This window comes from Cohnella caldifontis (assembly GCF_029360585.1).
Taxonomy (GTDB): Bacteria; Bacillota; Bacilli; order Paenibacillales; family Paenibacillaceae; genus Cohnella; species Cohnella caldifontis.
In genome coordinates this window covers 46,912-61,767 of sequence record NZ_JAQZSJ010000025.1, presented here as the reverse complement: position 1 = coordinate 61,767, position 14,856 = coordinate 46,912, and the positions used below count along the sequence as shown (strand labels likewise).

17 protein-coding genes are annotated in these 14,856 nt (G+C 54.0%); 4 read left to right on the top strand and 13 right to left on the bottom strand.

The annotated features are described in order from the left end of the window. Window positions 1-590: 590 nt before the first annotated feature. The 5 genes from PTZ19_RS23200 to PTZ19_RS23180 all read right to left on the bottom strand — a co-directional run bounded on the left by PTZ19_RS23200 (window position 591) and on the right by PTZ19_RS23180 (window position 4,403). Window positions 591-1,079: a hypothetical protein gene (locus PTZ19_RS23200; protein WP_276358023.1), complete on the bottom strand. Its 489-nt coding sequence runs from the start codon at window positions 1,077-1,079 to the stop codon at window positions 591-593. 182 nt (window positions 1,080-1,261) lie between these two features. Beyond that, the gene (locus PTZ19_RS23195) at window positions 1,262-1,936 is read right to left on the bottom strand and encodes a hypothetical protein (protein WP_276358022.1); all 675 of its coding nucleotides are present in this window, start codon (window positions 1,934-1,936) and stop codon (window positions 1,262-1,264) included. Window positions 1,937-2,178: 242 nt separating this feature from the next. Then, complete coding sequence (locus PTZ19_RS23190) at window positions 2,179-2,607, bottom strand: GNAT family N-acetyltransferase (protein ID WP_276358021.1); 429 nt, start codon at window positions 2,605-2,607, stop codon at window positions 2,179-2,181. Window positions 2,608-2,799: 192 nt separating this feature from the next. Continuing rightward, a complete protein-coding gene (locus tag PTZ19_RS23185; protein WP_276358020.1) occupies window positions 2,800-3,453 on the bottom strand; it encodes a tyrosine-type recombinase/integrase in 654 nt (217 codons plus the stop codon). Window positions 3,454-4,094: 641 nt separating this feature from the next. Further along, the gene (locus PTZ19_RS23180; RefSeq protein WP_276358019.1) at window positions 4,095-4,403 is read right to left on the bottom strand and encodes an MTH1187 family thiamine-binding protein; all 309 of its coding nucleotides are present in this window, start codon (window positions 4,401-4,403) and stop codon (window positions 4,095-4,097) included. 97 nt (window positions 4,404-4,500) lie between these two features. On the opposite strand from PTZ19_RS23180, the gene fumC reads away from it, so the two are divergent. Both fumC and xerS read left to right on the top strand, forming a co-directional pair. After that, on the top strand, window positions 4,501-5,874 hold the full coding sequence (gene fumC / locus PTZ19_RS23175; RefSeq protein ID WP_276358018.1) for a class II fumarate hydratase: 1,374 nt from the start codon (window positions 4,501-4,503) through the stop codon (window positions 5,872-5,874). 219 nt (window positions 5,875-6,093) lie between these two features. Next, window positions 6,094-7,167 carry a tyrosine recombinase XerS gene (gene xerS / locus PTZ19_RS23170; RefSeq protein ID WP_276358017.1) on the top strand — a complete coding sequence of 358 codons (1,074 nt, stop codon included), beginning with the start codon at window positions 6,094-6,096 and terminating at the stop codon, window positions 7,165-7,167. Window positions 7,168-7,213: 46 nt separating this feature from the next. Here the strand turns inward: xerS and PTZ19_RS23165 are convergent, their stop codons facing one another. Then, entirely contained in the window at window positions 7,214-7,369 is a 156-nt protein-coding gene (locus PTZ19_RS23165; RefSeq protein WP_276358016.1) for a hypothetical protein, read from the bottom strand. 28 nt (window positions 7,370-7,397) lie between these two features. Beyond that, window positions 7,398-7,790, bottom strand: coding sequence for an MmcQ/YjbR family DNA-binding protein (locus PTZ19_RS23160; protein WP_276358015.1), 393 nt, complete (start codon window positions 7,788-7,790; stop codon window positions 7,398-7,400). A 155-nt stretch (window positions 7,791-7,945) separates the two neighbouring features. On the opposite strand from PTZ19_RS23160, the gene PTZ19_RS23155 reads away from it, so the two are divergent. Continuing rightward, on the top strand, window positions 7,946-8,986 hold the full coding sequence (locus tag PTZ19_RS23155; RefSeq protein ID WP_276358014.1) for a ParB/RepB/Spo0J family partition protein: 1,041 nt from the start codon (window positions 7,946-7,948) through the stop codon (window positions 8,984-8,986). 88 nt (window positions 8,987-9,074) lie between these two features. Here the strand turns inward: PTZ19_RS23155 and PTZ19_RS23150 are convergent, their stop codons facing one another. Both PTZ19_RS23150 and PTZ19_RS23145 read right to left on the bottom strand, forming a co-directional pair. Next, the gene (locus PTZ19_RS23150; protein ID WP_276358013.1) at window positions 9,075-10,094 is read right to left on the bottom strand and encodes an LCP family protein; all 1,020 of its coding nucleotides are present in this window, start codon (window positions 10,092-10,094) and stop codon (window positions 9,075-9,077) included. Window positions 10,095-10,412: 318 nt separating this feature from the next. Then, on the bottom strand, window positions 10,413-11,000 hold the full coding sequence (locus PTZ19_RS23145; RefSeq protein ID WP_276358012.1) for a TetR/AcrR family transcriptional regulator: 588 nt from the start codon (window positions 10,998-11,000) through the stop codon (window positions 10,413-10,415). A gap of 125 nt (window positions 11,001-11,125) precedes the next feature. On the opposite strand from PTZ19_RS23145, the gene PTZ19_RS23140 reads away from it, so the two are divergent. Next, complete coding sequence (locus PTZ19_RS23140; protein WP_276358011.1) at window positions 11,126-11,665, top strand: hypothetical protein; 540 nt, start codon at window positions 11,126-11,128, stop codon at window positions 11,663-11,665. Between the two features lie 51 nt (window positions 11,666-11,716). On the opposite strand, the gene PTZ19_RS23135 is transcribed toward PTZ19_RS23140, so the two are convergent. The 4 genes from PTZ19_RS23135 to PTZ19_RS23120 are packed head-to-tail and all read right to left on the bottom strand — an operon-like array spanning window position 11,717 to window position 14,816. Further along, window positions 11,717-12,475 (bottom strand): SDR family oxidoreductase, encoded by a 759-nt coding sequence (locus tag PTZ19_RS23135; RefSeq protein ID WP_276358010.1) that lies wholly within the window; start codon window positions 12,473-12,475, stop codon window positions 11,717-11,719. Window positions 12,476-12,524: 49 nt separating this feature from the next. Further along, window positions 12,525-14,159, bottom strand: a complete 1,635-nt coding sequence (locus tag PTZ19_RS23130; RefSeq protein WP_276358009.1) for a b(o/a)3-type cytochrome-c oxidase subunit 1 — start codon at window positions 14,157-14,159, stop codon at window positions 12,525-12,527. Beyond that, on the bottom strand, window positions 14,156-14,644 hold the full coding sequence (locus tag PTZ19_RS23125) for a cytochrome c oxidase subunit II (protein WP_276358008.1): 489 nt from the start codon (window positions 14,642-14,644) through the stop codon (window positions 14,156-14,158). Before PTZ19_RS23125 ends, PTZ19_RS23130 begins: the two co-directional genes overlap by 4 nt. Before the next feature lie 55 nt (window positions 14,645-14,699). Then, window positions 14,700-14,816: a cytochrome c oxidase subunit 2A gene (locus PTZ19_RS23120; protein ID WP_276358007.1), complete on the bottom strand. Its 117-nt coding sequence runs from the start codon at window positions 14,814-14,816 to the stop codon at window positions 14,700-14,702. Window positions 14,817-14,856 lie beyond the last annotated feature (40 nt).

Below are 14,856 nucleotides of genomic sequence, written 5' to 3'. Positions count from 1 at the left end.
AACTAATATCCTCTTTATATTATTTAGGGCTATAGCGTCACTTACAGCCCCTATTCTCTCCAGAACCTCAATTGTCTCATCAATGAAATATCCAGTTGAGTTTTCTAAATATCCAAAAAAATCAATTGTGGAATACTGGAAAGAATCACTTTATCCCTAAGTAAATGTGTTTCTTCTTCGTAAACACCTACACATATATGCTCTACTATCTCACTTGCTGAAAGACTAAATAAAAACTCATTATTCGGANATCCCTAAGTAAATGTGTTTCTTCTTCGTAAACACCTACACATATATGCTCTACTATCTCACTTGCTGAAAGACTAAATAAAAACTCATTATTCGGAAACAAATTCTGCACGATAAGTCGAATATTATTCATTCAAACCCTCCTTGAAATACGACAATAAAACTCTTTCGCGTGGTTTCATCTAACGTCTCTCGTATTCACGAACCCGAGAACCTTAAGCCCCAAAGGGGCGGCCGCGACGCGGGTAGGTTCGCAGGGTTGTCCGCCTGATTCAGCTTCCTCGAAATGCCTCGGGCGAACCGAGAGACAGCGAATGCCGGCTCGACGCGTGAATACAGTGTTAGCTGAAGTCATGCCATCTTCGAATACGTTTAACAGTCATCTTTCTAAATAGCAGTTTAATCCAAGCCCCCGAATGTAAAGTAATTTCGTGAAACAAATAATTCGGGTCAAACGAAGTTAATTCATCATAAGCCCACTCTTCTAATCCACGTCTATCTTTATCAGTTAAGTAATAATCGTTTTCTTTATCTGAATAATATAGTTTCTTTCTCCCACTAAACGATAATTCAATTTGGTTAACGCCAACCCAATTAAGCTCATATTCATAGCCATCAATATCACGTAATCTTGCTCTTACAGTTGTTGGGTCTAGCGTTCTCCTGATTATTGATGTATTTAAAATAGTAAATTCCACAACATCTGCATCGTGGAACGAATGGTTTGATATTATTTTGAATGTTTCCTTTGAGAACCTTGATTCTAAATTTCTTAATTGGCTCCAATACCCTTCTATATCCCAATGATCATCCGAGACAAAATACTTCACTGACTCACCCCGATTCAATGCATGATTTCAGCTAACGTTCCTCGCATTCACGAACCCGAGAACCTTAAGCCCCAACGGGGCGGCCGCGACGCGGTTAGGTTCGCAGGGTTGTCGCCTGAATCCGCTTCCTCGAATTGCCTCTGGCGACCAAGGGCCATAAGGCCCGCCGCGTGAATGCGATGTTATCTGCTGTTACTTGCCCTCATCGGGTTCGCTCTCAATGTCCTGACTTTATAAAGTAACCATGTCTTTATCATGGATTCCTTACGGTTGTGAGTGGCAACTTTATTCTTAAAGTAGAAATCGTCAATATTGACAATTAGCCTGCCAGCAGGTTTTACATGATCATGACTAATCCATTCATCAAAATGAATTTTTCCACTATCTGATTTTACGAAGCAGTTTTTAGGCAAGATATATAGCATTCCTTCGGTCCATGGGTTATTCTTTATTGTTGAATCGTTCAATGAATAGTAATGATATTTCTTATTCTTGCAAACAATACAACCATTCCGACCCCCCCCTACCAAACTACTACGATTAAAAACACTATAAAAAGTTGACCAAATTGGTTCAGAAGATGCAAAAACAGCTTGCGTTGGTTTTCCGTTAAAAAGTGTTTGATTCCGTGGCTCAAATAATTCAATATTGTGATTGTTTGAACCGTGAAACAAATAACTGCCTTTCAGAGATAAATACTGTAAAAATCGGTATTTGGGATTCGACAAGTTATATGAAAGCAACTCCCCTTCTCCGATCGTTGAAATTAGATCTTCATATTCAGTAATTTCACGATCTGAAAATTCAACCTTAGGAGAAGCATACAATAAAATGCGCAGCAAAAAAGTTATTAGCATCCTCGATACTCCTCTCTTTATAAAGCCCTGCAAGTAATTGCAGATAACGTCCCTCGTATTCACGAGCCCGAGAACCTTAAGCCCCAACGGGGCGGCCGCGACGCGGTTAGGTTCGCAGGGTTGTCCACCTGGATCCGCTTCCTCGAAATGCCTCTGTCGGACCGAGCAGCCGTAAGGCTGCGATGCGTGAATGCGATGTTATCTGAAGTACGGTCATCCTCGAATCAGCTTATACCCTATCATCACTTCTCTAATCTCATATAGATACTTCTTTCTTTGAAACCGATAGACTTCCAAAATCGATGCCCTCGTTCATTCCAGTGCATTACTTCTATGTCGATATTGTCTGAATCTAAGAAATCTATTAGACTCTTGAATGCTGATTTCCCATATCCTTGTCTTCTATATTCCCTGCAGATAAAGAACTGTCTTAAATACAAAGGATCTTTACTATGATTTATTAGCGCATATCCTCGCAATTCATCCATGTCTTCAAAAAATAGATACGCCTTGTACTCTGAACTGATTAATTTATTCATTCTTTCTTTGAGTTGATCAAGGTCCATTGTGTTATCATGCATTTCATCTTCAATGAGCTGCTTATTAAGTTGAGCGAGTAAGTCTAAATCATTGTGAGTACAGATCCGAATATTTATTACCTGCTGATTCATATGGATCACCTAGTCCAGGACAGACTTTAAAGCAGTTCAGCCGTATTTCAGATAACGTCTATTCTGCGCATATTGTTCGTGATAAACGCGCTAAGTTCTTTTTATTGCGCAGCATTTCCGCCATTGATCTACCCAGCATCAATACTATGTATTCGCTAATTATCCTGAAATTTCCTTTATTGCAACACAGTCTCACAAGCCCTCCTCCTCCTCGTTCTTTTCATCCATGCGATCCAAAGGACTTTTGATGCGGCGAATGTCTTTAATGCTGACGTGGGTGTAAATTTCCGTGGTTTTGGAGCTTGCATGTCCGAGCAGTTCTTGGATATAGCGCAAATCGGTGCCTTCCTCCAATAGATGGGTCGCGAACGAATGGCGTAACGTATGAACAGTGGTCGGCTTGGTGACCCCAGCAAGCCGTTTCGCTCGTTCGAATACGTGTTGGATGCTTCGGACATTCAGAGGTTTGTTCATTGAGTCTCCGCTGGGGAATAAATAATCTTCAACGTAATTTCTATTTAAGTACTCTTCCAACATTCGATAGGCAATTGGCGATAGAACGGTATATCGGTCCTTGCGGCCTTTGCTTTGACGAATGTGCAACGTTCGGCGAGTAGGATCCACGTCTATACGCTTCAACTTGACGACCTCGCTGATCCGGAGCCCCGATGAATAGATCAAGGTGAGGATCGTGCGGTGCTTTAGGTTTTTCACGGACTCTAATAACCGTCGCACTTCGGACATCGACATTACGGATGGGAGCTTTTTCTCGTATTTCGGGAACACCCAGATGTTCTGGAATCCTGCCCTATTTTCCGCTTCGCACAACGCACAAATGTTGGACATTCTCCGTGGTCGCGGGGAGTTTCCGGTTCCGGACGATCGGATCGTCCGTCCGGCCGCGAATGCTTCGGATCTCGTCCAGCCATTCTTTAGGACAAGGGAATCGAAGATGAACCGCGATCCTGCCTTCCGCATCAACCTTAGAGCGCATCTTCAACTTCCTCCCTCGCAGCCCCGTCCAACAAAAAAGGAGACAAGCTGAACGCTCAGCTGTCTCCGATGCTTTCGGGTGGCTGCCTATTTACTCCGATTCTACCAAGTTTCCCAGACGGTGTCGCAAACAATTAGCGTATTGATCTTCTTCGTACGGCAAGAATCAGCCAGATCAAAGTTCCGATCAAATATAACGGTAACGTCACGACCATAAGAGTGGCAAGATCCGCGAGATCGTCCCAACCGTCTCTGTCCCGCAGCGAAGCGAACAGAAAAATCAACGTCCCTGCCGCGTAACACGCGAATACGAGCCAGCGTCTTTTCCACGCTGCAAGTACGGGAACTCCAATGAGAATCGCCCAAATGACGACATAGACAGCTGATCCCACGACGCTCCCCCTTTGTTCGACAAGTCTTACTCAAAGGCCGCATTCTCTCGAAATCCGCCATGAAATACGCACGACAGTCAACACGGCTTCAATCGAACCGAATCAGCCTCTCAACTTCCGCTCCACCGACTCCACCTTCGATCGGATCGAGGCCGCTTTGTCCCTGCGGTCGTCGATGGTCAGCGTCGTCGAGACCCGCAGGGCTCCCTGCGCGAACGGCGCCTCATGCATCTCCCGCACGACCTGCAGTATATCCTCCAGCTCGCCTTCAATGATGGTGCTCATCGCCGTCAACTCATAACGGACGGGTCCTCCCGCCCTTTCCAACACGCGCTGCAGCTCCGCCACATATCCGCTGAGGCTGGTCGATCCCGTACCGATCGGTACGATCGTAACTTGGGCAATGGCCACGAGGGTTCACTCCTTGATTTGGTATTTCATGGGGATCGGAGGTACTCTATAGGTAATAAACCATATTCGCATCCATTGCACAAGGGAGGCGGTTCTTATGGAATACCGCGTGGAAAAAGATACGATCGGCGAAATCCGGGTACGGGTGGACCGGTTGTGGGGAGCGCAGACGCAGCGCAGCTCGGAAAATTTCCGGATCGGCACGGAGCGCATGCCCATCGAAATCATTCTGGCGATCGCCATGCTCAAGCGTTGCGCCGCGGTCGTGAACCGCGAACTTGGCAAGCTGAGCGATATCAAAGCGCAGGCCATCATCCAAGCGGCCGACGAGATCATCGCGGGCGAGTACGACGATCATTTCCCGCTTGTCGTATGGCAGACGGGCAGCGGCACGCAGTCCAACATGAACGTGAACGAAGTCATTGCCCATTTAGCCTCCAAAAGCAGCGGAACCGCCGTCCATCCCAACGACGACGTCAACATGTCCCAAAGCTCGAACGATACGTTCCCGACCGCGATGCATATGGCGGCGCTGACCGCGATCGAGGAACGGGTCCTTCCGTCCCTTAACGAACTCAAGCAAACGCTGGCCGACAAAAGCCGGCAGTTCGCCGACATCATCAAAATCGGCCGAACCCATCTGCAGGACGCCACGCCGCTCACGCTCGGCCAGGAAATCAGCGGCTGGCACCGCATGCTCGAAAAGACGGAACGGATGATCCGTACCGCTTCCGAATCGCTGAGAGAGCTTGCCATCGGCGGAACCGCCGTCGGCACCGGGATCAATGCCCATCCGGAGTTCGGCGAGCGTACGGCCGCGGAGATCTCGCGCTTGACCGGCCGCCGATTCGTCTCCGCGCCGAACAAATTCCATGCCCTCACGAGCCATGACGAAATCGTGTTCGTTCACGGCGCGCTCAAGGCGCTGGCGGCGGACTTGATGAAGATCGCCAACGACGTGCGCTGGCTGGCCAGCGGCCCCCGCAGCGGCATCGGCGAGATCACGATTCCGGCCAACGAACCGGGCAGCTCGATCATGCCCGGCAAAGTCAACCCGACCCAGTCCGAAGCGATGACGATGGTCGTCTGCCAGGTGATGGGCAACGACGCGGCGATCGGCTTCGCCGCCAGCCAAGGCAATTTCGAGCTGAACGTGTTCAAGCCGGTCATCGCCCACATGTTCCTGCAGAGCGCCCGCCTGCTCTCCGACGCGATGCGCTCGTTCAACGACAACTGCGCCGTCGGCATCGAGCCGAACTTGCCGGCGATCCGCTCGCACCTGGAACGTTCGCTCATGCTGGTCACCGCGCTTAACCCGCTGATCGGTTACGAGAACGCGGCTTCCATCGCCAAAACCGCGCACAAGGAAGGGCTGACGCTGAAGGAAGCCGCGCTGCGGAGCGGTCTGCTCACCGAAGAACAGTTCGATGAAATCGTAAAGCCGGAGCGAATGGTCCGCCAACAAAGTTAACGACATTAAACATTCGACAATCCAGTCCGTTCTCCGATAACCAACCGAGGGAAAGAGACCCGGATCGCTCCCTCGCAGGCGGATTGCTTCCTCCAATCAGCTTTATCCACCGTACGTTCCGCGGCGGCGACCCTTCTCCCCTCGACCGGCGCCAGCGCTTGCCAGGCCGCCCCGGGCCCGTTAAAGTAATAGGTAGAACCGCCCGGGAGGCGAATCTCGTTGAACCTACAGAAAAAGAAAGACCGGGAAGAACTCGAGAAGCATTTGCCGGCCATGCCTTGGTACGTCGAGAAATTCATCAGCTATAAGCTGCCCGATCTGTCCCCGTCTTCCTTATTGGAATACGTCCGGGATTACGAGACATTCTTCTCTTGGCTGCTGGCGGAAGGCCTCACGTCGGCCGACAAGATCAGCGCCATTCCGATCGAGGATCTGGAACGGCTGCACATGGACAGCGTGGACAATTTCCGCATGTTCCTGTCCACCCGCAAAGAGCATGCGAACAGTCGGACGACCATCTCCCGCAAGCTCTCCTCCCTCCGGTCCTTGTTCCACTATCTCAGCCAGATCGCGGAGGACGAGAACTTCTACCCGCTGCTCAAGCGCAACGTCATGGCCAAAGTCTCCGTCAAGCGCACCCAGAAGCCCAAGGACACGGCGGCCAAGCTGGAGGGCAAGCTGCTGCAGGAATCGGAAATCGCCGAATTCATCCAATACATCCGCACCGATTACGGCCACGAGGTAGCGAACAACAAGCAGGCGGCCTACTCGCACGAGCTCAATCGCATCCGCGACTGCTGCATCGTCAGCCTGATCCTGAACTCCGGCCTCCGCGTGTCTGAACTGGTCAATCTCAACGTGGACGATCTCGATATGAAGCGCAAGCTCGTGCACGTCTACCGTAAAGGCAAGAACGATGACACCTTCAAGACGCCGGTCTACTTCCGACAAGACGCCGTCGACGACCTCGAGCAGTATCTCGCCCTGCGGGAGATCCGCTACAAGGCGCCGAAGCGGGAGAAAGCCCTGTTCCTCGCCGTCGCGAACGGCCGCCGGGAAGGCTCCCGCATGACCAAACGCGCGATCCAGGAAATGGTCGTCAAATACGCCAAACGTTTCGGCAAACCGTTCTTGTCCGTCCACAAGCTGCGGCATTCTTTCGCCACCGACTACTATTTGCGCAACGACTTGTACAAAACGCAGGAGCAGCTCGGACACGCGTCCCCGGAGACGACGCAAATCTACGCCCACTTGACCGACAAGACGATGGAAGAGGCGATCGACCGCCGCTGACCCCCGCCATCACGAACAAAGGAGAGGGGACCCCCCCTCTCCTTCTTTATTTACGTTTCGAAGCTAGCCAGAACACCCCGATGACGATCGGTATGAAAATGAACCATGGGATATGGATGTAGCTGCCGGTCAGCATGGCGAACACGGTCAGGCCGATGAAGCCGAGAATGAGATACAAGCAGCCTCTGCTGAATGTCCCCAATTCCGTCCGATCCCTCCTTCATCACCCTTCAGGATTTAGAATATGCGCGCGCCAACGTTTTAGGAGCGGCCCGCAAATACCCTTCCACGATCAGCTCCCGGAGCTCGTCCCAATCTTCGATATCGACGTTGTCGATTTTCACCCAGCCATGCTGTCCGATATAGGGCGCCCGGATATAAGGCCCTTTCTCGATCAGCATCTGCTGCGTTTCTTTATCGCTTTTGACGAACAGCCGGCCGCCGTCCCCCGCCATTCCTTCCGCCATCATCACGAACGATTTGTCCCTGACCTTGAATACGGTATGTCCGAAGCCGTCGATCTGTTCGCGCGCTTCCGGCAAATGGGCGCAAATGTCCCGTATGCGGTCCCGTACCGCGAACGCCGTCTCGGATACGAGCACGTGCTCGCTTTCAAAAGCCATAAGCGTCCCTCCTAGAATCGGAGTTTGGCGGAGCCAAACTCTCTCTGCTCCCTAGTATAACCGAACATATTGACGATTAGGCAGCAAAAATGGTTTGCTTAATAGAGCGGATGACGGTATATCGTAGACTTGACGGACATAAGGAGAATCGCGAAATGGAAATGGTGGAACTGCCCCTTGATCTCATCGACGAGGATACCGACCAGCCCCGGTACCAGTTCGACGACGAAGCGATCCAAGAACTGATGAACAGTATCTCGGAGATCGGCTTGTTGTCCCCGATCAAGGTCCGAACGCTTCCGAACGGAAGGTATAAAATCATTTACGGCAATCGCCGGTACAAAGCCTCTAAAAATTTGGGCCGCGCGACGATTCCCTGCATCGTATCGAACGTGACGGACGAGCTCGAAATCTATCTGGAGCAAGTCGCGGAAAATTTAACGCGTGAAGGCTTCTCTCCGATCGAGGAAGCGGAAGCGTTCCACAAGCTGATGAACGACCCGAAATTCACGAGTTCGGTCAAATTCCTGTCCAGCAAGCTGGGCAAAACCGAACATTATATCAAAAACAAGCTGGAGCTGCTGAAGTTCGACGCCAAAGTCAAGAAGCTGATCGTCAGCGGCTCGGAAATCCGCAAGGACAAACTGACGGAGGAGCAGCTCCTTCCGATCAAGGATTTGCCGATGGAACACCGCGATTCCCTGGCGCTCCTCATCGCGCGGGACGAATTGCCGGTCAGCGACGTCAAGAAACTCGCCAAGCTGTTCAAAGATCCGGACATCTCCGCCGCGACCAAAGACAAGCTGCTGTACAAATCCGGCTACGAGCTGCTCCAAACGTGGTCGACGCTCGAGGCGAATCGCAAGGAGCGGGCGAAACTCGCGGAAGCGAAAGCCGCGAAAGAAGCGGAGGAAGCCGAAGCTCGGGCGATGCGGCAGGCAGCGGCTGACGAAGACGAATCCTCCGATACGGGATCGGACTCCCCGGCACGCAAATCGAATCCGCTCGAAGCCAAGCTCCAGAAGCTGCTCGGCGCGCTTTCCCCGGATACGTCACTCCCCCCGGAAGCGCCGGTTTCCCTCGCTCACGAAGACCGGCAACGCATGCTCGGAGACATTCAATCGCTGATCGGACAACTGGAGAGACACTTGGCCGCCTGGCAGTCCTTGAAAGATCGCATCGCCTCGAACGAATGAACGATAAGAAAACGTCTCGGACCCTGCCGCGCGGTGTCCGAGACGTTTTTTACTTTCGTTCAGGCCGTGAACTCTCCAACGGATACCGCTACGAACGTTCGGATCCGTCCGAAGGAAGCGGCCCCGCCGGCTCGTGCTGCAGCATCAAGCCTTCCTCCCGATCCGATTCCGTCTGCATCGCTTCCCGCAGCGCGGTTCTCGCCTCTTCCAATTTGGCCGAATCCAGCACGACGACCGGACTGATCCATTCCCCCGTCAGCGCGATAAAGCGGACGTGGTCCCGGTCTACCCCGAAATAATGCTTGATCAGGTCCGTCAGCACATCCTGCGGAATGTCGGTTCTCACGTTATCGCCGACCGCGTCCAGCAGACCGCCGAGCTTGGTCAGGCTTTGGAACGATTTCAGCTTGTCGATCAACGCCCGGAGCACCCGGTCTTGCCGGTCGTTCCGCTCGAAGTCGCTGGATTCGCGCGTCTCCCCGTTTTTCGAATGACGGTATCGCACGAAGCCTAGCGCATCTTCCCCGTCCAGCACCTGCTGCCCCTTCTTCAGGTCGATGTCGGTGCCGTCCGCCGTATCCCACCAGCGCATATCTTGGTCAACGTACACCGAGATGCCGCCCAATTCGTCCACGACGTCGATGAACCCCTGAAAGTCCAGTACGGCCGTATACGTAAACGGAATGCCGAAGAAATCCGACAGCAGGCTCTCCATTTTGTTGCTCGCGTACCTTCTGGCTTCATCGCTCTTCCAGCCGAATTCCTTGACCGCTTCCGTATAATACCTGGCGTAAAAAGAATTGGCTTTCTGCTTGGCGAAGCCCGGTACGTTCAAGTCGGAATCGCGGGGAATCGAGACGACCGTGACCGTCTTGCCGTCCGGCTCCAAGACGGCCGCCATCATCACGTCCGTGTTCATGCTTCCGGTCTGCTTCCGGTTGTCCAGGCCGAGAATCAACATGCCGAGCGGTCGTTCCGCGGGGTTCGTCGGCTGGACGACCGGGGACGGCACCGGCACCGCCGAAGGCGTCAAGACGCTGCCGACCGGTTCCGAAGCCGAAGACGGCGCCGGATCGGAAATGTTGCCCAGCGCTTGCATCGTCTTCATGTAGAGAAATCCCGCGTATATCCCTAATGTTACAATAATCACCCCAGCCGACATCAGGAGGATTCTCCCGGGACGCAGCCAGCGGGAGCGCCGTTTCGGGTTCCGGGGTTGGCCGGACGAAGCTTTTTCTTTTCTTGGAGGCAGCGGTTGATCCATCCCCATGCTCCTTTAACGATAGGTATCCCAACGTTCCGATCGTTTTCAAATCTACGATGCGGCAACCGTTTCCATAACCAATTAGACTGCGAAAAACGGTTTTGGTTGCAGAGATTGCGTAAAAAAACGGGCCGCGTCGGCGGTCCGAGTCTCTTCCTTAGATTAAGGTACGCAAATCGAATCGAGATGGCCGGCCATGAGCCGAACGATCCGTTCCCGGCCGATTCTCGCAGGATCCAGCATGACATGCAGCGCCAATCCGTCGACCAGGGCGTACAGCCGTTCGGCTTCTTCCTCCGGGTCCAATTCAGGCCGAAGCAGACCGGTGTCCCGCAAATAACCGACCAGGTTGCGCATTCCGTCGAGCAATCCGTCGTGAAGCGCGTCGAAACGCTCTTCCCCGTATTTGCGCTGAAAAGTGAACGCGAACCAGACTTCCATTTCCGCCATTTTGTCGTCATCGACCGGTACGAGCTCCAGCAAGATTTTCGCGATTTTCTCCTTCGGCGGCAAATCCATCGGAATCCAGGCGTCGATCCGGTCATTCACCCGGTCCTTGACGAGCTGCATGGCGAAAGAAAGCAGCTCTTGCTGGGTCGAGAAATAGTGGCGCAGCGCCCCCAGCGAAACCCCCGCTTCTTTCGCGATGTTCCGGACGGACGCCCCTTTCATCCCTTGTTCCCGGATGACGCGCCACGTCGCTTCGGCAATATATCGTTTTCTTTCGTCATGATCCACGATTTTCGGCATGTCTCCATTGTAGCACAGGAAAATTTCCGGGAACAAGATAACCGTACAGTTGTATTGCAAAAGAGCCGATGCTATAATTCATGTTGTTTAATAATACATTTGTATTATATAAGGGAGGCGCTTCATTGAACGTTGTCGCATGGTGGATCGCGGCCAGCGAAATCGCTTTTTGGGTCGTGATCCTATCCGGGTTAGCCGCGAGGTACGCGTTAGGCCGAAAAAAACTGGGATGGTTCCTGCTCGCCCTGACCCCGGTCATCGACTTGGTCCTGCTGACCGTCGCGAGCATGGATCTTTACCGGGGATCCGAAGCGACCCGGGCGCATGGACTTGCTGCGGTGTATATCGCCGTCTCGCTCGTTTTCGGCAAAAGCATGGTCCGTTGGGCCGACGAACGGTTCCAGCACTATGTCACGAAGCAAGGTCCGAAGCCGATGAAGCGGTACGGCCTGGACCACGCGAGACATTACTTCAACGGATGGGTGAAACACCTGCTCGCCTATTTGCTCGGCAGCGGACTATTATTCGGATTGATCCTTTGGATCGGCGACCCCGAGCGCACGGAAGCTTTGGCGGGTACCTGGAAGCTGTGGTCGCTCGTGCTCGCGATCGATTTGATGATTTCCGCCACGTATTTCATCTGGCCGAGAAAAGCGAAAGCTTGACGTCCAAGTCAAAACGCCGGCCCTGAACTTCCAGGAACCGGCGCCTAGGAATCAATAAGCCGTCCATCCGGCATCCGCGGTCACGACCGCGCCGTTCACGAAGCTGGCTTCATCGGATGCCAGGAACAACGCCGCCGCCGCGATTTCCCAGGGCTCGCCCGCGCGGGGATTGAAGCCGGCGCCGGACATGGCCTTCTCCATGCCGAACGGGTTCGGCTGGTTCATCGTCGTGCCGATGTTGGTGTTCACGCCTCCGGGCGCGATTGCGTTGCAGCGAATGCCTTGCGTCGCATATTGGAACCCGACGTTCTTCGTGAAGCCGATCACGGCGTGTTTCGAAGCCGTGTACGCGGCGCCGGCCCGCGAGCCGTACAACCCGCCGACCGAAGCGATATTGACGATCGCCCCTTTCCCCTTCTCCAGGAAGATCGGCAGCACTTTGCGGGTCGTTCTCATCGGACCGGTCGCGTTGACGGCCATGACCCGGTCCCACAACTCGTCGGTCAAGTCCGCGGCGGGAACGAAATTGTCCATGATGCCCGCGTTGTTGATCAGAATGTCTACGGTGCCGTAATTTTTCACCGTCTCGTCCACAAGCCGCTGAACGTCATCTTCTTTGGCTACGTTCGCGACGACGGCGATCGCTTGGCCGCCTTTCGCCTCGATGCCCGTCACGACGGCTTGCGCCGCTTCTTCCCGAAGGTCCGATACGACCACCTTCGCGCCCTCCGCGGCGAACCGCTCCGCGATCGCTTTGCCCATGCCCGATGCCGCACCCGTTACGATCGCGACTTTTCCATTCAGTCTCATCTTCATGTCCTCCTCTATATCAATTGAATTTGTAACCGTCCGTCTTCCGTTACCAAGTCACGTAACCCGGCGAAGTCACCGTGTTGTTCAGCATATCGATCAGCGGAACCGTATACGCGAAAACGATCAGCGCCACCGCGATGCCGAGCCACAGCCCCCACCGCTCCAGGAAACGGGGCGTCGTCTCCGACTTGTCCGCCGGTTCCCCGATCGGATACTCCGTCACCCCTTTCGGCGCCCGCATCAGCGAAATCACGTTCCATACGATGAGGAGCACGCCGACGAAAAGGATGATGCCGCCGATCGCCATCGCCGTCTCGTAAGGCATCCACAGAATCGCGTCCGGATGGTCGTTGTACGTCGTATAAGCCGTACGCCGCGGCGAACCCATGAGTCCCACCGTATGCATCGAGCCCGACATGAGGAACATGCCGACGCACCATACGATCGTTTGGACGATGCCGCGCCGGTTCATGGCCGGGGTAAGCACCCGCCCGGTCACGGCCGGGATCAGCCAGTAAATGATGCCGAAGAACGTCAAGGCTACGCTGGTTGCTACGGTAAGATGAAAATGGCCGGTGACCCACAGGGTATTATGCACGACCGCGTTCATTTGAGCGCTTGCGTTGATGACTCCGCCGGCGCCGGCCGGGATGAAGATCAGCATGCCCATGAACGGCGCGAAGAACCGCACGTCCTTCCAAGGCAGCACCTTGAGCCAGCCGAACAAGCCTTTGGCGCCTTTGGACCGCCCCAGCATTTCGAAGGTCGCGAACATCGAGAACGCCGTCATCAGCGACGGAACGATGACCATGAACGTCAGCACGACTTGGGCGAATTTCCAGAACGACGAGATACCCGGTTCCATCAGCTGATGGTGGAAACCGACCGGAATCGAGAACAGCAGGAACAGCATGAACGACAACCGGGCCAAGGCGTCGCTGAATATGCGGCCCCCGATGATTTTCGGAATGATGACGTACCAGCAAATGTAGGCGGGCAGCAGCCAGAAGTACACCAGCGGATGGCCGAAGTACCAGAACAGCGTGCGGCTCAGTACGACGTTGATGCGGTCCACCCAGCCGAACGACCACGGGATAAGCTGCACGACGACCTCGATCGCGACGCCGATCGTCGCCACTTGCCAGAGCAGCATCGTCACGACCGCCATGTAGCCGAACAGCGGAGACGGCTTGCCGGCGTTGCCCTTCTTCCATTTGCGATATTGATAGAAAATGCCGTAGCCGCTCAGCCAGCTTCCGATGACGACCAGCGCCAGCGCGATATAGAACCAGGGCGATGCTTTCATCGGTGCGTAGAACGTATAGAGGACGGTGGCTTTCCCGAGCAGGATGACGACCACGCCGATCACGGTCCCGACGGACATCATCAAGCAGCCGTACCATCCGAGCTTCTTCGCCGCCGGCAGCAAGCTGCCGCCGAGCGTGTGGGAGGCGCCGGAATACAGAAATCCGATAATGAAGTAAGTCGTGAAAATAAGAGCCATCAGCACGCCGTGTGCCGTTAACAATTCATAGTAGCCGATGTTAGCGGGGAGCGTCACGACGCCTCCGCGCACCATCCCTTGCAGCGCCCCCGCGATGCCGCCGATCAGCAGCGCCGCGAACGCGAACAGGATGTGGGCCATCACCAGCCTGCCGTCTTTTCTGTCAAAGGTTTTCATCCGCGCGCCTCCTGCTTGACGACGATAGTGGTTGCCATATACTCGTGGCCGGTTCCGCAATACTCATTGCAGAGCAGCAAGTATTCGCCGGGTTTGTCGAACGTGTAACTGATATGGCTGATTTCGCCAGGCTCGATCATCATGTTGACGTTGGTCCCGACGATGGAAAAGCCATGCACGACGTCGGAGCTCGTCACCATGAAATCGACGGTAGACCCGGCCGCCACCTCCATTTTCTCCGCCGGATCGTAGCCGAACGCGTAAGCGACCATGACCGCTTCGTACCGTTTGTCGCCGGTCTGCGTCAGACCGGGTTTGTCGAACGGCGCGGTTTCCGACACTTTGTCCGGATCGATCGTGTGGTGGTGTTCGCTCGGCGGCGCCATCCCCATGCTGAACGCCATCGTGCCGAGCACGATCAGGAAGATGGCCAACATGGCGATGCCGATGCCGAGCCAGATTTTCTCAAGACGGTGAATGTGCATGGACGTCACTCTCTCTTGTAATCGGGAGTTTGACGGAGTCAAACTCTCTCGAATATTAATTTCGAACCCAGTAAAGCGCGAAAACGCCGAGCCATGAAAGCAGAATGAACGCGCCGAGAATCAGCACGGACGCGAACGCGCCTTTCAGGGACGGCTCTTCCTTCTTCGGCATCCCCATCACCTCCCGTCTTGTTCCGTGTCGTTCTCATTGT